At 69.0% G+C, this 18992-nt stretch carries 17 protein-coding genes; 4 read left to right on the top strand and 13 right to left on the bottom strand.

Annotation, left to right across the window (positions count from 1 at the left end; genetic code table 11):
• Positions 1-12: 12 nt before the first annotated feature.
• Positions 13-1020, bottom strand: coding sequence for a 3-isopropylmalate dehydrogenase (locus tag H7J06_RS06730; RefSeq protein WP_264037912.1), 1008 nt, complete (start codon positions 1018-1020; stop codon positions 13-15).
• Positions 1017-2603, bottom strand: a complete 1587-nt coding sequence (serA, locus tag H7J06_RS06725; RefSeq protein WP_264037911.1) for a phosphoglycerate dehydrogenase — start codon at positions 2601-2603, stop codon at positions 1017-1019. Before serA ends, H7J06_RS06730 begins: the two co-directional genes overlap by 4 nt.
• 30 nt (positions 2604-2633) lie before the next feature.
• Here serA and H7J06_RS06720 point away from each other — a divergent pair, with 30 nt between their 5' ends.
• Positions 2634-4067, top strand: a complete 1434-nt coding sequence (locus H7J06_RS06720; protein WP_264037910.1) for a phytoene desaturase family protein — start codon at positions 2634-2636, stop codon at positions 4065-4067.
• A gap of 55 nt (positions 4068-4122) precedes the next feature.
• On the opposite strand, the gene ilvC is transcribed toward H7J06_RS06720, so the two are convergent.
• From ilvC to H7J06_RS06705, 3 genes are read right to left on the bottom strand one after another with little or no spacing between them, the layout of a single operon-like run.
• Positions 4123-5124 (bottom strand): ketol-acid reductoisomerase, encoded by a 1002-nt coding sequence (gene ilvC, locus H7J06_RS06715; RefSeq protein ID WP_264038079.1) that lies wholly within the window; start codon positions 5122-5124, stop codon positions 4123-4125.
• Between the two features lie 52 nt (positions 5125-5176).
• On the bottom strand, positions 5177-5683 hold the full coding sequence (gene ilvN, locus H7J06_RS06710) for an acetolactate synthase small subunit (protein ID WP_264037909.1): 507 nt from the start codon (positions 5681-5683) through the stop codon (positions 5177-5179).
• Positions 5683-7542 (bottom strand): acetolactate synthase large subunit, encoded by a 1860-nt coding sequence (locus H7J06_RS06705; RefSeq protein WP_264037908.1) that lies wholly within the window; start codon positions 7540-7542, stop codon positions 5683-5685. The genes ilvN and H7J06_RS06705 overlap by 1 nt, the downstream gene beginning before the upstream one ends.
• Positions 7543-7873: 331 nt before the next feature.
• Here H7J06_RS06705 and H7J06_RS06700 point away from each other — a divergent pair, with 331 nt between their 5' ends.
• Positions 7874-8215 (top strand): PH domain-containing protein, encoded by a 342-nt coding sequence (locus H7J06_RS06700; RefSeq protein WP_264038077.1) that lies wholly within the window; start codon positions 7874-7876, stop codon positions 8213-8215.
• Positions 8216-8218: 3 nt separating this feature from the next.
• Here H7J06_RS06700 and H7J06_RS06695 read toward each other — a convergent pair whose 3' ends face one another.
• Positions 8219-9052: a DoxX family protein gene (locus tag H7J06_RS06695; protein ID WP_264037907.1), complete on the bottom strand. Its 834-nt coding sequence runs from the start codon at positions 9050-9052 to the stop codon at positions 8219-8221.
• Between the two features lie 137 nt (positions 9053-9189).
• On the opposite strand from H7J06_RS06695, the gene H7J06_RS06690 reads away from it, so the two are divergent.
• Complete coding sequence (locus H7J06_RS06690) at positions 9190-10311, top strand: PQQ-dependent sugar dehydrogenase (RefSeq protein WP_264037906.1); 1122 nt, start codon at positions 9190-9192, stop codon at positions 10309-10311.
• 31 nt (positions 10312-10342) lie between these two features.
• On the opposite strand, the gene H7J06_RS06685 is transcribed toward H7J06_RS06690, so the two are convergent.
• The 5 genes from H7J06_RS06685 to gatC form a co-directional block, all read right to left on the bottom strand.
• Complete coding sequence (locus H7J06_RS06685) at positions 10343-11173, bottom strand: glycosyltransferase family 2 protein (RefSeq protein ID WP_264037904.1); 831 nt, start codon at positions 11171-11173, stop codon at positions 10343-10345.
• 194 nt (positions 11174-11367) lie between these two features.
• On the bottom strand, positions 11368-12879 hold the full coding sequence (gene gatB, locus H7J06_RS06680) for an Asp-tRNA(Asn)/Glu-tRNA(Gln) amidotransferase subunit GatB (protein ID WP_264037903.1): 1512 nt from the start codon (positions 12877-12879) through the stop codon (positions 11368-11370).
• A gap of 22 nt (positions 12880-12901) precedes the next feature.
• Positions 12902-13933, bottom strand: a complete 1032-nt coding sequence (locus H7J06_RS06675; protein WP_264037902.1) for an ATP-dependent 6-phosphofructokinase — start codon at positions 13931-13933, stop codon at positions 12902-12904.
• Positions 13934-13950: 17 nt separating this feature from the next.
• Positions 13951-15435, bottom strand: coding sequence for an Asp-tRNA(Asn)/Glu-tRNA(Gln) amidotransferase subunit GatA (gatA, locus tag H7J06_RS06670; protein WP_264037901.1), 1485 nt, complete (start codon positions 15433-15435; stop codon positions 13951-13953).
• Positions 15432-15731, bottom strand: coding sequence for an Asp-tRNA(Asn)/Glu-tRNA(Gln) amidotransferase subunit GatC (gatC, locus tag H7J06_RS06665; RefSeq protein WP_264037900.1), 300 nt, complete (start codon positions 15729-15731; stop codon positions 15432-15434). Before gatC ends, gatA begins: the two co-directional genes overlap by 4 nt.
• 162 nt (positions 15732-15893) lie before the next feature.
• Here gatC and H7J06_RS06660 point away from each other — a divergent pair, with 162 nt between their 5' ends.
• Positions 15894-16562, top strand: coding sequence for an ACT domain-containing protein (locus H7J06_RS06660; protein ID WP_308205715.1), 669 nt, complete (start codon positions 15894-15896; stop codon positions 16560-16562).
• A gap of 3 nt (positions 16563-16565) precedes the next feature.
• Here H7J06_RS06660 and H7J06_RS06655 read toward each other — a convergent pair whose 3' ends face one another.
• Together H7J06_RS06655 and ligA are read right to left on the bottom strand one after the other, a co-directional pair.
• Complete coding sequence (locus H7J06_RS06655; protein ID WP_264037898.1) at positions 16566-16823, bottom strand: metallothionein; 258 nt, start codon at positions 16821-16823, stop codon at positions 16566-16568.
• Positions 16824-16886: 63 nt separating this feature from the next.
• The gene (ligA, locus tag H7J06_RS06650; RefSeq protein ID WP_264037897.1) at positions 16887-18944 is read right to left on the bottom strand and encodes an NAD-dependent DNA ligase LigA; all 2058 of its coding nucleotides are present in this window, start codon (positions 18942-18944) and stop codon (positions 16887-16889) included.
• Between the last annotated feature and the right edge of the window lie 48 nt (positions 18945-18992).

The raw sequence follows: 18992 nt of genomic DNA, 5'->3' as shown, positions 1-18992 counted from the left end.
CAGGCGATCAGGTCAGAGCAGACCCACGATGCGGTCGCCGGTCTCCGACGTCGAGAGCTTCGCGCCGTCGAGCGTGGCGAGGTGCTTGGCCACCGCCGCGTCGACCCGCGCTGCCGCGGCGTCCTCACCCACGTGCGCCAACAGAAGGGCGACCGACATGACCGCCGCGGTCGGGTCGGCGACGCCCTTGCCCGCGATGTCGGGCGCGCTGCCGTGCACCGGCTCGAACATCGACGGGTTGGTCCGCGTCGCGTCGATGTTGCCACTGGCGGCCAGCCCGATGCCGCCGGACACCGCTGCCGCGAGGTCGGTGATGATGTCGCCGAACAGGTTGTCGGTGACGATCACGTCGAAGCGTCCCGGGTCGGTGACCATGTGGATCGTGGCGGCGTCGACGTGCTGGTAGGCGACCTCGACGTCGGGAAACTCTTGGCCCACTTCGTCGACGACACGCGACCACAGCTTGCCCGCGAACGCCAACACGTTGGTCTTGTGCACCAGCGTCAGGTGCTTGCGGCGAGTGGCCGCCCGCGCGAAGGCGTCGCGTACCACGCGCTCGACGCCGAACGCGGTGTTGAGGCTGACCTCGGTCGCCACCTCGTGCGGCGTGCCGACGCGGATCGCACCGCCGTTGCCGGTGTACGGGCCTTCGGTGCCCTCGCGGACGACCACGAAGTCGAGGTCCACCTCACCCAACGGGCTGGTGACCCCGGCATGGAGCTTCGACGGGCGGAGGTTGACGTGGTGGTCGAGCTCGAACCGCATCCGCAGCAACAGTCCGCGCTCGAGCACGCCGCTGGGCACCGATGGATCGCCGATGGCGCCCAACAGGATTGCGTCGTGGGTACGCAGTTCGTCGACCAGACCGTCGGGCATGACCTCGCCGGTGGCGTGGTAGCGCCGGGCGCCGACGTCGTAGGTGGTCTTCTCGACTCCCGGGGTGACGACGTCGAGCACCTTGAGCGCCTCGTCGACGACCTCGGGTCCGATGCCGTCTCCGGCGATGACGGCCAGTCTCATGACAGGTCCACCAATTCCAGGGTCGTGGCGCTGACGTCGGCGCCGAGCGCGGTCAACACGTCGTCGGGGACCTGGCGGTCCAGCCGCAGCATGATCGTGGCGCCGTCACCGTCGGCGTCCTGACTGAGTTGGGCGGCGAGGATGTTGACCCCGGCGCCGCCCAGCCTCGTACCGATCGTGCCCAGCGCCCCCGGTACGTCGCTGTAGTTGACGATGAGGTTCACGCCCTCGGCGCGCAGGTCGAGGTTCCGCTCGTTGATCTGGACGATCTTCTGCACCTGCTGCGGACCCGAGAGGGTGCCCGCCACGTTGACCGTCGACCCGTCGGCGGCCACGGCCCGCACGTCGACGACGCTGCGGTGGTTGGGGCTCTCCGGCGCCGTGGTGATCGCGGCCTCCACCCCGCGCTCGGCAGCCAGTGACGGGGCGTTGACGAACGTCACCTGGTCCTCGATGACGGCGGAGAACAGTCCCCGCAACGCCGAGAGCTTCAGGACGTCGACCTCTTCGGACGCCAGCTCGCCACGGACCTGAACGGACAGGTTGGTGGGCAACTCCGCGGACAGCGCACCCACCAGCAGACCCAGCTTGCGCACCAGGTCCAGCCACGGGGCGACCTCCTCGCCGACCACACCGCCGCCGACGTTGACGGCGTCGGGCACGAACTCCCCCGCCAGCGCCAGCCGCACGCTCGCCGCGACGTCGGTGCCCGCGCGGTCCTGCGCCTCGGCCGTCGACGCACCGAGGTGCGGGGTGACGACGACCTCGGGCAGCTCGAACAGCGGGCTGTCGGTGCACGGTTCGGTCGAGAAGACGTCCAGTCCGGCGCCGCGGACGTGGCCGCTCGTGATCGCGTCGGCCAGGGCCTGCTCGTCAACCAGTCCGCCGCGGGCGGCGTTGACGATGATGACACCCGGCTTGGTCTTGGCCAGGGCGTCGGTGCCGATGAGGCCGGCCGTCTCCTTGGTCTTGGGCAGATGCACCGAGATGAAGTCGGCGCGCCCGAGGAGCTCGTCGAGCGACAGCAGCTCGATGCCGAGCTGCGCGGCGCGGGCCTGCGAGACATAGGGGTCGTACGCGGTGATGTGGGCGCCGAACGCGGCCAGCCGCTGCGCGACGAGCTGCCCGATGCGCCCGAGCCCGACCACGCCGACCGTCTTGCCGAAGATCTCCACGCCGGAGAACTTCGACCGCTTCCAGGTGTGCTCGCGCAGAGTCGCATCGGCCGCGGGGATCTGGCGGGCCGCGGCCAGCATCAGCGCCAGTGCGTGCTCGGCGGCGCTGTGGATGTTCGACGTCGGCGCGTTGACGACCAGTACGCCACGTGCGGTGGCGGCGTCCACGTCGACGTTGTCGAGGCCGACGCCGGCGCGGGCGACGATCTTCAACTTGGGTGCCGCGGCGAGGACCTCGGCGTCCACCGTCGTCGCCGAGCGCACCAGCAGGGCGTCGGCTTCCGGGACTGCGGCCAGCAGCTTCTCCCGGTCGGGGCCGTCGACCCAGCGCACCTCGACCTGGTCCCCCAGGGCGGCAACTGTCGATTCGGCGAGTTTGTCGGCGATCAAAACAACGGGCAGGCTCACGCGAACAGAGTAGTGGGCTGTAATAACTAGATGGACGTCACGGTCGTCGGTAGTGGACCCAACGGGCTGAGCGCGGCCGTCATCTGCGCCAGGGCCGGCTTGCGCGTGCGGGTGATCGAGGCGCAGCCCACCGCTGGCGGCGGCGCGCGGACCATGCCCGACCCGGAGTACCCCGGCGTCAGTCACGACGTCTGCTCGGCGGTGCACCCGCTCGGGGTGGCGTCACCGTTCTTCGCCGAGTTCGACCTGGCCGCGCGCGGCGTTCGGCTGACGGCGCCGGAGATCTCCTACGCCAACCCGCTGCCGGGCCGGTCCGCGGCGGTGGCCTACCGCTCGTTGGACCGGACGTGCGCCGAGCTCGACGACGGAGGTTCGTGGCGGCGCCTCTTCGGCCCGTTGGTCGACCACGTCGACGGCGTGCTCGGTTTCTTTCTCGGCGACAAGCGCTCGCTGCCGCCGGACCTGGCGACGACGGTGCGCACGGGCCTGAGGGTGCTGGCCCAGGGCAGCCCGGCGTGGGGGGTGCTCCGCGGCGAGGACGCGCGGGCGTTGTTCACTGGCGTTGGCGCCCATGCCATCTCGACGATGCCATCCCCGGTCAACAGCGGGGCCGGGTTGATGCTCGGGACCGTGGCGCACACCGCGGGGTGGCCCGTGCCCGTCGGGGGCACCCAGACGATCGCCGACGCGCTCATCGCCGACCTGCTCGCGCACGGTGGGGAGGTGGTGGTCGGGGAGCCGGTGACCACTCCCCCGCCCGGTGTGGTCGTCTACGACACCGCGCCGACGGCCCTGTTGGACGTCTACGGTGACGCCGTCCCGCCCAGGTATGCAAAGGCCTTGCGCCGCTACCGTTTCGGGCCAGGCGTCTGCAAGGTCGACTTCGTTCTGTCGGGTGAGATTCCGTGGCTCGACGAGCGCCTCGGGCGGGCGTCGACTGTGCACATGGGCGGCAGCCGGGCGCAGATGGCCCAGGCCGAACGCGAGGTCAACGCGGGTCGCCACGCCTCGTGGCCGATGACGCTGGCGGCCCTGCCGCACGTGTCGGATCCGTCCCGGATAGACGCGCACGGACGCCGGCCGCTGTGGACCTACGCCCACGTCCCGTCGGGCTCCACGGCCAATCTCGTCGAGACGATCACCGACATGTTCGAGCGGGCCGCGCCAGGTTTCCGGGACTTGGTGGTGGCGGCACGCTGCGTGCCCGCCGCCCAGATGGCCGATCACAACGCCAATTACGTCGGTGGCGACATCATCGTGGGCGGCGCGACCCTGTTCGGCGCGCTGATCGGGCCGACGCTGCGTCTCGACCCGTGGACCACGCCGATCCCGAAGGCGTACCTCTGCTCGTCGGCCACGCCGCCGGGTACCGGCGTGCACGGCATGGCCGGGTACTACGCGGCCCGCACCCTGCTGCGCCGCGAATTCGGGCTTACGACGCTGCCGAACCTGGCCCCGGCATGACTTCGGCGCGCCCAACCGCGGTGATCGCGGTCGAGCGCGCCGAAATCGCGTGGTGCTAAGCCGTCTCGGTGATCGGCCGGTCGACCCAGCTCATCAAGTCGCGCAGCTTCTTGCCGGTGACCTCGATGGGGTGCTCGGCGTTCTCCTTGCGAAGCTTCTCCAGGCGCTTGTTGCCGCCCTCGACGTTCGCGACGAGCTCCCGGACGAAGGTGCCGTCCTGGATGTCCTTGAGGATGGCGCGCATGCGCTCCTTGGTGTCGGCGTCGATGACGCGCGGACCGGACAGGTAGCCGCCGAACTCCGCGGTGTCGGACACCGAGTAGTTCATCCGGGCGATGCCGCCCTCGTACATCAGGTCGACGATGAGCTTGAGCTCGTGCAGCACCTCGAAGTAGGCCATCTCGGGGGCGTAGCCCGCCTCGACCATGACCTCGAAGCCGACCTTCACCAATTCCTCGGTGCCGCCGCACAGTACGGCCTGCTCGCCGAAGAGGTCGGTCTCGGTCTCCTCCTTGAACGTCGTCTTGATGACGCCGGCGCGGGCGCCGCCGATGGCCTTGGCGTAAGACAGTGCCAGTGCCTGGCCCTCACCGGTGGGGTCCTGGTCGACCGCGATCAGGCAGGGCACGCCCTTGCCGTCGACGAACTGACGGCGGACCAGGTGACCCGGCCCCTTCGGCGCGACCATGCCGACGGTGATGTCGTCGGCCGGCTCGATCAGGTTGAAGTGGATGTTCAGGCCGTGGCCGAAGAACAGGGCGTTGCCCGCCACCAGGTTCGGCTCGATGTCGTTGGAGAAGATCTCCGCCTGCGCGGTGTCCGGCGCCAGCAACATGATGACGTCGGCCCACTTGGCGACCTCGGCGGGCGTGTCGACTTCGAGGCCCTGCTCGGTGACCTTCTCGCGGGACTTGGAGCCCTCCTTGAGGCCGACCTTCACCTCGACGCCGGAGTCACGCAGCGACAGCGAGTGCGCATGCCCCTGGCTGCCGTACCCGATGACGCCGACCTTGCGTCCCTGGATGACCGACAGGTCTGCGTCGTCGTCGTAGAACATCTCAACTGCCACTTGATTTCCTTATCTTCGTTCGTTTTTCGTCGAAACTGCGTTACTTGGTGGTGACGATGCCGCGCGGACCGCGCGAGAGCGTCACCATGCCGGACTGTGCGATCTCCCTGATGCCGTAGGGCTCGAGGAGGTTCAGCAGCGCCGTCAGCTTGCCAGGCGTACCGGTCGCCTCGACCACCAGCGACTCGGCGGAGACGTCGACCACCTTGGCGCGGAACAGGTTCACCGCCTCGATGATCTGCCCCCGGGTGGTGGCGTCGGCACGAACCTTGATCAGCGCCAGCTCGCGAGAGACCGAGTTGTCCTCGTCCTGCTCGACGATCTTGATCACGTTGATCAGCTTGTTGAGCTGCTTGGTGATCTGCTCGAGCGGGAAGTCCTCCACCGACACGACGATCGTCATCCGGGACAGGTTCTTCTGCTCGGTGGCACCCACGGCGAGCGACTGAATGTTGAAGCCACGCCGCGAGAACAACGACGCGACGCGCGCGAGCACGCCCGGCTTGTCCTCGACGAGCACCGACAGCGTGTGGGTCTTGATGCTCATCAGGCGTGTCCCTCGTTGCCCTGATCGTCGAACAGCGGCCGGATCCCCCGGGCGGCCTCGATCTGGTCGTTGCTCATGCCCGCGGCCACCATCGGCCACACCTGGGCGTCGGCGCCGACGATGAAGTCGATCACCACCGGACGGTCGTTGATCGCCCGAGCCTGGTTGATGACGTCCTCGACGTCTTCGGCTCGCTCACAACGCAATCCGACGCAGCCCAGCGCCTCGGCCAGCTTGACGAAGTCGGGGATGCGATGGCTGTGCGTGGACAGGTTGGTCTGGCTGTAGCGCTCTTCGTAGAACAGCGTCTGCCACTGCCGCACCATGCCCAGGTTGCCGTTGTTGATCAGTGCGACCTTGATGGGTGCGCCCTCGACGGCACAGGTCGCCAACTCCTGGTTGGTCATCTGGAAGCAGCCGTCACCGTCGATGGCCCACACCTCGGCCTCCGGACGTGCGAACTTCGCACCCATCGCGGCGGGCACGGCGTAGCCCATGGTGCCGAGACCACCGGAGTTGAGCCACGTCTTGGGGTTCTCGTAGGAGATGAACTGCGCGGCCCACATCTGGTGCTGCCCAACGCCTGCCACGTACACCGCGTCCGGACCGGCGATCCGGCCTAGCGACTCGATGACGAACTCGGGGCTCATGCTGCCGTCGCTCTGCGGCCCGTAACTCAACGGGAAGGTCGCCTGCACGCCGTTCAGGTATCCCCACCACTCGTCGAGGTCGAGCGTCGCCTTGTCCGTGCCGTCGCGCCGCAGCGCGTCGAGCAGGTCGGCGATCACGTTCTTCACGTCACCCACGATCGGGACGTCGGCGTTGCGGTTCTTGCCGATCTCCGCGGGGTCGATGTCGGCGTGGATCACCTTCGCATCGGGCGCGAACGAGTCCAGCTTGCCGGTCACGCGGTCGTCGAAGCGGGTGCCCAGTGCGATCAGCAGGTCGCTCTTCTGCAGGGCCCCGACGGCCGCCACGGTGCCGTGCATGCCCGGCATGCCGAGGTTCTGCGGATGGCTGTCGGGGAACGCGCCGCGGGCCATCAGCGTGGTGACCACGGGGATGCCGGTCAGGTTGGCGAGCTCCAGGAGCTCGTCGGTGGCCTCGCCGCGGATCACGCCGCCGCCGACGTACAGCACCGGCTTGCTGGCCGCCGCGATGAGCTTGGCCGCCTCGCGGACCTGCCTGCTGTGGGGCCTGGTGTTGGGCTTGTACCCGGGCAGGTCGATCTTCGGCGGCCAGCTGAACGTGCACTGCGCCTGCAGCACGTCCTTGGGGATGTCCACCAGGACGGCACCGGGGCGGCCCGACCTGGCGATGTGGAACGCCTCGGCGATCAGCTGGGCGATGTCGTCGCCGTTGCGAACCAGGAAGTTGTGCTTGGTGATCGGCATCGTGATGCCCGAGATGTCGGCTTCCTGGAAGGCGTCGGTGCCGATGAGGGAGCGACCGACCTGCCCGGTGATGGCGACGACGGGGATCGAGTCCATCTGCGCGTCGGCCAGTGGCGTCACCAGATTGGTGGCGCCGGGACCGGAGGTGGCCATCATCACGCCGACCTTGCCGGTGGCGTGGGCGTACCCGCTGGCGGCGTGTCCGGCGCCCTGCTCGTGACGCACCAGCACGTGCCGGAGCTTGACCGAGTCGAACAGCGGATCGTAGACCGGCAGCACGGCGCCGCCGGGGATGCCGAAGATGACGTCAACGTCGAGTTCCTCGAGCGAGCGGATGACGGCCTGGGCGCCCGTCATCTGTTGCGGGGCAACCTTTCTCGGCTGCGTTGCGGTCGGGCTTGCGACTGCCGGCGAGCCGTTGGCTCGGGTGCCCGGCTCCGGTGGTCGCGTGGTCGGTGCGCTCACGATGTCCTCTACGTCCTCTTATGGGTGATATGGGTTCTCGGGCAACAAAAAACCCCCGTCAGCGGATGCTGCACGAGGGTTGCGCGTCGGCTCGTAGGCTCTGACTGGTTACTCAGTCGGGTTACGCTCCAACGCGCGAACCAAGTACTACGAGAATCGAGACGGTCTTCATAACCAGCGACGGTAGCCTCCTTACTGCTCAAAGGTCAAATTCCGACATCACCGAGCTCGGGCCGACGGTCACCGGCGCGCGGGTGACTGGGAGGATGGCGTCGTGAGTTCTTCCTCTGCTTCCGCATCCACGGCGCCGGTCGTCATCCGGATCTCGCCGATGGCCCACTTCGCGGTCGCCATCTTCACCCTCGGACTGCTGGCCCTGGTGCTCGCCAACCCCACGTGGTTCACCGTGCTGCTGATCCTGCCCGTCGCGGCGTCGCTGGCGATCGCCCGCTACCGCACGACCGCCGATCGCGAAACCGTCACGGCCCGCTCACTGGTCGGCAGCCGGACGGTGTCGTGGGAGGACGTCGACGGCCTGCGGTTCGACCGCAGCGCGTGGGCGTCGGCGCACCTCAAGGACGGCTCCGACGTGCGGCTTCCCGCGGTGACGTTCGCGACGCTGCCGCAGCTGACCGCGGCCACCGACGGCCGCGTGCCCAACCCGTACGAGTAGGCCTCAGGCGAGCGGGTTGGCGCCGTTGAGCAGCACCCAGACACCGATGCCGACGCCGATGCCGAGCACCAGCGCCACGGCCGACCCGACGAACGGGCGCCGGGACCAGCCCCGACCGGCGTCGAAGCCGTATTTGCCGGGGCCCGTGAGGACCAGGGCGGCGGCGAGCACCAGGAGCATGACGAGGTACTCGTGGCCGCCGGGCAGGAAGAAGGAGAAGTACCCGCGGTCCGGCTGGGCCGCGACGGCGGCGAGAAGCGCGTTGACCAGGTAGGCGACGGCCCCGGCCGCGGCCAGTGGTGTGAACAGACCGAGCACCAGCAGCACCCCGGCGCCGATCTGGCCGGCCACGCCGACGTAGGTCAGGACGTTGGCGTGCTGGTAGCCCATGTCGACGAGCGACTGCTGAAAACCGTTGAGGCCCTGGCCACCCCAGAGGCCGAACGCCTTCTGCAGCCCGTGCGCGATCAGCAGCGCACCGAGACCCACTCGGAGCACCATCAAGCCGAGGTCCTGGGTACCCCTACGGCCCTGCTGGTCCGACGTGCCGAAACCCACGTCGGGTTCGATCTCGGTCGGTTCGGCGGACGGGGTTTGGTACCTGCCCGCCGGCTGGACGTAGGGCAGCGGCTCCGGATCGTGGAGCAACCCGTAGCCGGCGCGCTCGGGGTTGGGCGGGTTCGAGTCGTACCGCGGGATCGCGGTGGTCTCGAAGTCGCCCGCGTACGTCGATGAGGGGAGGTCGTCCTCCGGGTCGACCAGGCGCGCCGACGCAGGACGCGCGGCGGAGTCTTCAGGTCTCTGCCACGCGCGCGGATCGTGAGAAGTACTGGTCACGTTTCCCAGCGTAAGTGCTAGTTACGTGCGAAACGTGGATTGGCGCGACGCTTTTGCGCCGTTATTGCCAAGCCGTGACCACGAGTCGCACCGACCGACGTGGCGCGCACCGCCCGACGATCCGTAATCTGGCGGGCATGAGTGTGCACCGGCAATCGCGAGGAGTGCTGGTGCTGCTGTGCGCGGCGTTGCTGGTCGGGTCGGGCTGTGCCCGCTTCGACGACAACCAGTCACAACCGTTCACCACCCAGCCGGAGATGGCGCCGCCCCCCAGCGAGGATCCTCCGCCACCACCACCGCTGCCCGGCCAGCCCTTTCCGAAGGTCTGCGACGCGAAGGGGGTCATGCAGGGCTGCCTAGACAGCACGAGCGGTCTCATCATGGGCCCGGACAGCAAGTCGGCGTTGGTGGCGGAGCGGACGACCGGTGCGGTCAAGGAGATCGCGACGAACGCCGAACCCAAGGTCAAGCTGGTGATTCCGGTCGACGCCTCCGGCGACGGCGGGCTGATGGACATCGTCCTGTCCCCCACCTACGCCCAAGACAAGCTGATGTACGCCTACGTCAGCACGGCGAGCGACAACCGCATCGTCAGGATCGCCGACGGTGACGTGCCCAAGCCGATCCTGACGGGCATCCCCAAGGGCGCGACCAACAACATGGGCGCGCTGATGTTCACCAGCCCCACCACGCTGGAACTTCTCACGGGCGACGCCGGCGACCCCGCGCAGGCCACCAATCCAGGTTCGCTGGCCGGCAAGCTGATTCGCATCGAGCAGCCGACGACCGTCGATCAGGCTCCCCCGACGACGGCGCTCACCGGAATCGGCGGCGCCGGCGGCCTCTGCGTCGACCGTGCCGACGGTTCCCAATACGTCACCGATCGGACACCGACCGGTGACCGGCTCCAGCGCATCACCAAGGACTCGGTCGTCTCCACGGTGTGGACGTGGCCGGACAAGCCGGGCATCGCCGGCTGCGCGGTCACCGACGGCAGCGTGCTGGTCAACATGGTCAACACCAAGCAGACCGTCGCCGTCCGCATGGCCCCGGACACCGGCGCCGTCACCGGCGACCCCGAGGTGGTCCGCCAGGACACGCACGGTCACGCCTGGGCCCTGAAGCTCTCGCCGGACGGCAACGTCTGGGGCGCGACGATCAACCGCACCTCCGGTGACGCCGACAAGGTCGACGACGTCGTGTTCCCGCTGTTCCCGCAGGGCGGCGGATTCCCGAGGACCAACGCCGAGAACACCTAGCGGCCACCCGCCAACCGGGCGACCGGTGGTGTCAGCGGTCGACGAGGTATCGCCGAAGACCGTGCTTGCGCACCAGGTGCAATGCGGCCCTTGCGGATTGCCACGGCCGCGTCCTGCCCCTGACGTCGGCACGGTGGTGGACGAGCTTGATGCTGGGGTCGAAGTAGCACGCCACGCCGGCACGTTTCAGTCTGATCGCGAGGTCCTGGACCTCGTGCTCCCGCATCGTCGGGTCGTATCCACCGACGACGCGGAAGGTCTCGGCCGCGACGAGCATGTTGCCCTCGTGTACCCAATAGGTCGGCGTGGCCGTCGGTTCGGTCAGGATCTGCGGCCACTCACGCATGCCGCGGGCGGTCAGGGTGGCGAGGGCGCGGGCGAGCCGGTCGCGCTTGCGCGCCCAGTCGATCAGCCTCGGAAGGCTGCCGGTCAGATGTGACCGCAGCCCGAACACCGGACCGTAGTTGAACGGCTCCTGCCATCCGTCGCTGCGGCAGACGAGGCCGCCGATTACTCCCACGCCGAACATCTCGTATTGCGCGACGAGCTTTCTCGCCGTCTCCGCGACCTCGTCGGTGTGCACGTCCATGTCGGAGTCCACGAAGTGGATCAAGGTCTCCCCGCCGACGCACGCCAGGATCTGATTGCGATTCGCGGCGGCGCCCCGGTTGGTGGCGTGGCGCACGACCGTCACGCCGGCGCCGTACTTGGCTGCGACCTCGACGCTGCCGTCGGTCGAGGCATCGTCGAGAACGAAGATGTGCTCGTATCCCTGGCGCAAGAGTTGCGGCAGGAGCCGATCGAGGTGTTCGGCCATGTTGTAGTTCGGCACCGCGGCGACGACGGTTCGCTCACTTGCCACTTTGCCGTTCACATCCCCTGGTAGCAGGTCAATCGAGGGGATGGCCGCAGTCGGGCTGGTCCGATGGGCGAACGCCACGATCACGTCGTGGCAAAGCATACCGGTCGCAGGAGGGGGCCTTGAACACGCCAGACCATGAGACCGGCCACGTCGAGCGACGTCCGTTGCGGGCACCGCGGCACTGAGCGCTGCGGTCAGCCCGTGACGCCGCAGGCGGCCAGTACCAGTTCCCTGACCCGCGCCGCGTCGGCCTGACCCTTGGTGGCCTTCATGACGGCGCCGACCACCGCTCCGGCGGCCTGCACCTTGCCGCCGCGGATCTTGTCGGCGATGTCGGGATTGGCGGCGAGCGCCTCGTCGACGGCGGCCTGGATGACCGAGTCGTCGCGCACGACCGCCAAGCCGCGGTCGGTCATCACCTGCTCGGGTTCGCCCTCGCCGGCCAGTACGCCCTCGATCACCTCACGGGCCAACTTGTTCGACAGCTTGCCGTCGTCCATCAGCTTGACCACGGCGGCGACCTGCTTGGGGGTGATGGCCAATTCGGCTGCCGTCACGCCCCTTTCGTTCGCCTTCTGGACCAAGAAGTTGCCCCAGAGCGCGCGGGCGGCCTCACTGGAGGCACCCTCCGCGACGGTGGCGGTGACCAGGTCGATGACGCCGTTGTTGACCAGGTCGCGCATCACCTCGTCGGAGATGCCCCAGTCCTGCTGAATCCGGTTGCGCTGCAACCACGGCAGCTCGGGGATGGTGGCCCGCAGCCGCTCGACGAGTTCGTCGCTCGGCGCGACCGGCTCGAGGTCGGGCTCGGGGAAGTACCGGTAGTCCTCGGCGGTCTCCTTGCGACGGCCTGCACTGGTGTAACCGTCCTCGTGGAAGTGCCGGGTCTCCTGAATGATCTCGCCGCCGGCATCGAGAACGGCGGCCTGCCTTCGCATCTCGTAACGGACGGCCACCTCGACGCTCTTGAGCGAGTTGACGTTCTTGGTCTCGGTCCTGGTGCCGAACTCGGCCGCCCCGACGAGCTTGAGCGAGACGTTGGCGTCGCAGCGCATGGACCCCTGGTCCATCCGGACGTCGGATACGTCCAGGCCGCGCAACAGGTCCCGCAGGGCGGTCACGTAGGACCGGGCGATCTCGGGCGCTCGCGCCCCAGCGCCCTCGATGGGCCTGGTGACGATCTCGACCAACGGCACCCCGGCCCGGTTGAAGTCGAGCAGCGACGTGGTGGCGCCGGCGATGCGGCCCGTGACACTGCCGAGGTGCGTCAGCTTGCCGGTGTCCTCCTCCATGTGCGCGCGCTCGATCTCCACCCGCCAGGTGGTGCCGTCGTCGAGGGGGACGTCGAGGTAGCCGTTGACGGCGATGGGCTCGTCGTACTGGCTGATCTGGTAGTTCTTCGGCTGATCGGGGTAGAAGTAGTTCTTCCGCGCGAAGCGACCCCACGGGGCGATCTCGCAATTCAGTGCGAGGCCGATGCGGATGGCGGACTCGACGGCCGAGCCGTTGACGACGGGCAAGGCACCGGGCAGCCCGAGGCACACCGGGCAGACATTGGTGTTGGGCTCCGCGCCGAAGTTGTTCGCACACCCGCAGAACATCTTGGTCGCCGTCGACAGTTCGACGTGGACCTCCATGCCCATCACGGGCTCGTAGCGAGAGATGACCTCGTCGTAGTCGATCAGTTCGGCGGAGGCGACAGTCATGACTCGATCCTAGTTAGGAGGGTCAGCCGAAGAAGTCGGCGGCGTCGACGTAGCGGCCCTGCGGCACCAGCTTCAACTGCTTCACGGCTTCGGCCAGCGGCACCCGGCCGATCTCCTGCCCGCGCAGCGAGACCATCATTCCGTACTCGCCGGAGTGCGCGGCGTCGGCGGCGTTGACGCCGAACCGGGTGGCCAGCACCCGGTCGTACGCGGTCGGGGTGCCACCGCGCTGGACGTGGCCCAGCACCGTGGTGCGCACTTCCTTCTTGATCCGCTTCTCGATCTCGACGCCCAACTGATGAGCCACGCCCGTGAACCTCACGTGGCCGAACTCGTCGATGCCGCCGTCGCGCAACTGCATCGAGCCCTCGGCCGGCTTCGCGCCCTCGGCGACCACGCAGATGAAGTGGGAATCACCGCGGACGAAGCGCTGCTTGATCAGCCGGCAGACCTCTTCGACGTCGAAGGGCTGCTCGGGGATGAGGGTCATGTGCGCGCCGGAGGCCAGGCCGGCGTTCAACGCGATCCAGCCCGCGTGGCGGCCCATCACCTCCACGAGCATCACCCGCTGATGGGATTCGGCCGTGCTGTGCAGCCGGTCGATTGCGTCGGTGGCCACCTGGAGCGCCGTGTCGTGACCAAAGGTCACGTCGGTGCAGTCGATGTCGTTGTCGATGGTCTTCGGCACCCCGACGACGGGCACGTTCTCCTCGGACAGCCAGTGCGCCGCCGTGAGCGTGCCCTCGCCGCCGATGGGGATCAACACGTCGATCCCGTTGTCCTCCATGGTCTGCTTGATCTGGTCCAGGCCGGCGAGCAGCTTGTCCGGGTTGACCCGGGCGGTGCCGAGGATGGTGCCGCCCTTGGTGAGCAACCGGTCGTTGCGATCGTCGTTGGCGAGCTGGATGCGACGGTCCTCCATCAGGCCCCGCCAGCCGTCGAGGAACCCGACGACCGAAGACTTGTAGCGGACGTCGCACGTCCGCACGACCGCCCTGATGACCGCATTCAGGCCGGGGCAGTCGCCGCCGCCGGTGAGAACTCCAATCCGCATGCCTCTATCCTCCCCCGTCAGATCGCCGTCGGCAGCGCACCGCGGGCGACCTCGTAGGCCGCACCGACGCGGTAGAGCCGGTCGTCGGCCAGTGCGGGCGCCATGATCTGCAGGCCGACGGGCAATCCGTCGTCCTCGGCCAGCCCCGACGGGACCGACATTCCGCAGTGCCCGGCGAGGTTCAGGGGCAGGGTGCACAGGTCGAAGAGATACATCGCGAGCGGATCGTCGACCTTCTCGCCGAGGCGGAACGCCGTGGTCGGGGTGGCGGGCGAGACCAGGACGTCGACGCTTTGGTAGGCCCGCTCGAGGTCCCCAGCGATCAGCGTCCGCACCTTCTGCGCCTGGTTGTAGTACGCGTCGTAGTAGCCCGCCGACAACGCGTAGGTGCCAATCATGATGCGGCGCTTGACTTCTGGACCGAATCCGGCCGCCCGGGTCATCGCCATGACCTCTTCGGCGCTGTGGGTGCCGTCGTCGCCGACCCGCAGTCCGTAGCGCATCGCGTCGAAGCGGGCGAGGTTGCTCGACACCTCGGACGGCAGGATCAGGTAGTAGGCCGCCATCGAGTGGTCGAAGTTCGGGCAGTCGACTTCGCTGACCTCGGCGCCGAGGGCGGTGAGCTGTTCGACCGCGGCGTTGAACGAATCCAGCACCCCCGCCTGGTAGCCCTCGCCGCTGCGCAGCTGCTTGACGATGCCGACGCGGACGCCGGTGAGGTCCCCCGCCGCCCCCGCCTTGGCGGCGGCCACGACGTCGGGAACCGCGGCGGTCACCGAGGTCGAGTCCCGAGGATCGTGACCCGCGATGACCTGGTGCAGCAGCGCCGTGTCGAGCACGGTGCGGGCACAGGGGCCGCCCTGGTCCAGCGACGAGGCACAGGCGACGAGCCCGTACCGCGACACGGTGCCGTAGGTCGGCTTGACGCCGACGGTGGCGGTGAGCGCCGCCGGTTGGCGAATGGAGCCACCGGTGTCGGAGCCGATGGCCAACGGGGCCTGGAAGGCCGCGAGCGCCGCGGCGCTGCCGCCCCCGGAGCCACCTGGCACGCGTTCGACGTTCCACGGGTTGCGGGTCGGCCCGTAGGCGGAGTTCTCGGTCGAGCTGCCCATGGCGAACTCGTCCATGTTGGTCTTGCCCAGGATCGGGATTCCCGCCGCCCGCAGCCGCGCGGTGACGGTTGCGTCGTACGGGGACTGCCAGCCCTCGAGGATCTTCGAACCGCAGGTCGTCGGCATGTCGGCGGTGGTGAACACGTCCTTGAGCGCGAGCGGGACACCGGCCAGCGGAGACGGCAGGGTCTCGCCGTCGGCCACGGCGGCGTCGACGCGGGCCGCCTCGGCCAGGGCGGCGTCGCCCGCGACGTGCAGGAACGCGTGGTACTCGCCGTCCGTGGCGGCGATCTGGTCGAGGTGCGCCTGCACGACCTCCGTCGAGCTGACCTCCTTGCTCGCGATCTTGGCGCCGAGCGTGGCGGCGTCCAGACGAATCAGGTCGCTCACTGCTCCTCCCCAAGGATGCGCGGCACCGCGAACCGGCCGTCGACGGCGTTGGGAGCGGCGGCCAGGGCCTGCTCCTGCGTCAGGCACGGTTGCACCACGTCGGGCCGGGTGACGTTGACCTCTTTGAGAGGGTTGTCCGTGGCCTCCACGCCGGTGACGTCGACGGCCTGGATGGCACTGACGTGCTCCAGGATGGCGTCGAGTTGGCCGGCGAAACCATCCAGTTCGCCGTCGGTCAGGGTGAGACGGGCCAGACGTGCCAGGTGGGCGACGTCGTCCCGCGAGATCTGCGACACGACACCGAAGCCTAGTCACCGTGGTGGGCGGGCCGCGCCGGAGCCTGCCGGTGCGGCTTTCGAGTCGCTGCGCTCCTGCCCTCCGTGAAATCTCCCGAGTCGCTCCGCTCCTGCCCTCCGTGAAATCTCCCGAGTCGCTCCGCTCCTGCCCTCCGTGAAACAGTGTTGCCCGTGCCGTCATATCTGCTGCGCGTCGAACTGGAAGACAGGCCCGGCAGCCTGGGCTCTCTGGCCGTGGCACTTGGCTCGGTCGGCGCGGACATCCTGTCGCTCGACGTCGTGGAGCGCGCGGCCGGCTACGCCGTCGACGACCTGGTCGTCGACCTGCCGCCCGGCGCCATGCCCGACATGCTCATCACGGCCGCCGAGAAGCTCAACGGCGTCTACGTCGACAGCATCCGACCGCACACCGGACTGCTGGAGGCCCACCGCGAGCTGGAGCTGATCGACCACATCGCCGCAGCGCCCGGCAAGCAGAGCAAGCTGCAGGTGCTGGTGGACGAGGCCCCGAAGGTGCTGCGGGTGGGCTGGTGCATGGTCATGCGACTCGACGACGACGGGATTCACATGATGGCGGGCAGCCACGGGGTGCCCGAGACCGCCGCCGAGTCCGCGCCCTGGCTGCCGCTCGAGCACGCCGAGGCGCTGGACGGCACGGCCGAATGGATTCCGCAGGTGTGGCGCGACTTCGACACCACGTTGGCGGCGGCACCGCTGGGCGAGCACGCCACCGCCGTGGTCCTCGGTCGCCCCGGCGGCCCGGCCTTCCGCCCGTCCGAGGTGGCCCGGCTGGGCTACCTCAGCGGCATCGTCGCGACGATCCTGCGCTGACCCTCAGCCGCCGGCCGGCACCGGAAAACGGTCGTTGACGTCGGCGTTGCTGTCCTTGCGGGCGCAGTGCGCGCAACAAAACATCGCGTCTTCGGTCTCCACGCCGTGGCCGAGAATGCAGCACCCGCAGTGTGCGCACTCGGGAGCCAGTTGCATCGCGGCGCACTCGACGCTGTCGAACGTCGCGGTGCGGCCGTCGGCCCACGTCACGGTGAACGCCTTGTCGTAGTGGTTGCCGCAGGTGTCGCAGATCGCCGCCATCGTCGCCTCCTCGAGGGTGTGTCTCCGACGGCATTCCCCCACACGGACGGGACAAACCGGCGATCAGACGCCGTCGGGACCGTCCTGAAGCAGTCGTCGGAAGCCGTCCTCGTCGAGGACCGGGACGCCGAGCTCGATCGCCTTGTCGTACTTGGAGCCCGGCGCGTCGCCCGCCACCACGTAGGCGGTCTTCTTGGAGACCGAGCCGGCCGCCTTGCCGCCACGCGCCAGGATGGCCTCCTTGGCCTCGTCGCGCGAGAACCCGGGCAGTGACCCGGTCACCACCACCGACAGGCCCTCCAACGTCCGCGGGACGCTCTCGTCGCGCTCGTCGTGCATGCGCACCCCGGCCGCCCGCCACTTGTCGACGATGGCTCGATGCCAGTCGACGGTGAACCAGTCGATCACCGCGGCGGCGATCGTCGGGCCCACGCCCTCACTGGCCGCCAGCTGCTCCTCGCTCGCGGCCTCGATGGCCTCGAGGCTGCCGAACTCGCCGGCCAGCGCCCTGGCCGCCGTCGGCCCGACGTGCCGGATGGACAGCGCCACCAGCACGCGCCACAGCGGCTGCTGCTTCGCCCTGTCCAGGTTGGCGAGGAGGCGCTTTCCGTTGGCCGAGAGCTCACCCTTCTGCGTCGTGAACAACTGGGTGCGCAACAGGTCGTCGGCGGTGAGCGTGAACAGGTCGCCCTCGTCGGTGATCACCCCCGACTGCAGCAGCGCAACGGCCGCCTCGTAGCCCAGCCCCTCGATGTCGAACGCACCGCGCCCGGCGACGTGGAACACGCGCTCGCGCAGTTGCGCCGGACACGTCCGCGAGTTGGGGCACCGGATGTCGGCGTCACCCTCCTTGGCGGGGGCCAGCGTGGTGCCACACTCGGGACAGTTGGTCGGCATCTCGAACCCGCGCTCGGTTCCGTCGCGGACGTCCACCACGGGCCCGAGCACCTCGGGGATGACGTCGCCGGCCTTGCGGATCACCACGGTGTCGCCGATGAGCACGCCCTTGCGCTTGACCTCGGAGGCGTTGTGCAGCGTCGCCAGCCCGACGGTCGACCCGGCGATCTTCACCGGCTCCATGTAGGCGAACGGCGTGACCCGCCCGGTGCGACCGACGTTGACGCGGATGTCGAGCAGCTTGGTGGTGGCTTCCTCGGGCGGATACTTGTAGGCGATCGCCCACCGCGGGGCGCGTGAGGTCGCGCCCAGCCGACGCTGCAGCGCCACGTCGTCGAGTTTGACCACCAGGCCGTCGATTTCGTGCTCGACGTCGTGGCGGTGCTCGCCCCAGTAGGCGACCCGCTCGGCGACGGCGTCGATGCCCGTGACCCGGGTGGTGTGGTCCGACACCGGCAGCCCCCAGGCCTTCAGCGCGAGGTAGGCGTCGTGCAGCGTGGCGGGGCTGAAGCCCTCCGCACGCCCGAGGCCGTGGCAGATCATCCGCAGTTTGCGCCGCGCCGTCACCGCGGGATTCTTTTGCCGCAGCGAGCCGGCGGCGCTGTTGCGCGGGTTGGCGAACGGAGCCTTGCCCTCGGCGACCAGCCCGGCGTTGAGGTCTTCGAAGTCGGCGAGCCGGAAGAAGACCTCGCCGCGCACCTCCAGGACCGCCGGGATGGGATGGTCGTCGCTGGGCGCCAAGCGTTCCGGGATGTCGGAGATCGTGCGCGCGTTGAGCGTCACGTCCTCGCCCGTGCGTCCGTCGCCGCGGGTGGCGGCGCGGGTCAGCACGCCGTCGCGGTACACCAGCGCCAGCGCCACGCCGTCGATCTTCAGCTCGCACAGAAACTCCGGGTCGGCGCCGATCTCACCGGTCAACCGCGACGCCCAGGCCACCAGCTCGTCGGGGGTGAAGACGTTGTCCAGGCTCAACATTCGTTCGAGGTGGTCGGCCGAACTGAAGTCCGTCGCGAAACCCGCTCCCCCGACGAGCTGCGTCGGCGAATCGGGCGTCCGCAGTTCGGGGTGGCGCTCCTCCAGGGCGTTCAGCTCGCCGAGCAGCCGGTCGAACTCCCCGTCGGAGACGATGGGCGCGTCCTTGACGTAGTAGCGGAACTGGTGACCGCGCACGTCGTCGGCCAGCTGTTGCCATTCGCGACGGACGTCGGCGTCGGGTGAGCTCACGCTCGAAGGTTATCGGAGGCCAGGGACACGCCCGCCGAACGCCGACTC

Origin of the sequence: Mycolicibacterium hodleri, assembly GCF_025822245.1 — a bacterium.
Classification (GTDB): domain Bacteria; phylum Actinomycetota; class Actinomycetes; order Mycobacteriales; family Mycobacteriaceae; genus Mycobacterium; species Mycobacterium hodleri.
The sequence above is the reverse complement of the archived record's forward strand: the minus strand, read 5'-3'. Positions and strand labels throughout refer to the sequence as shown.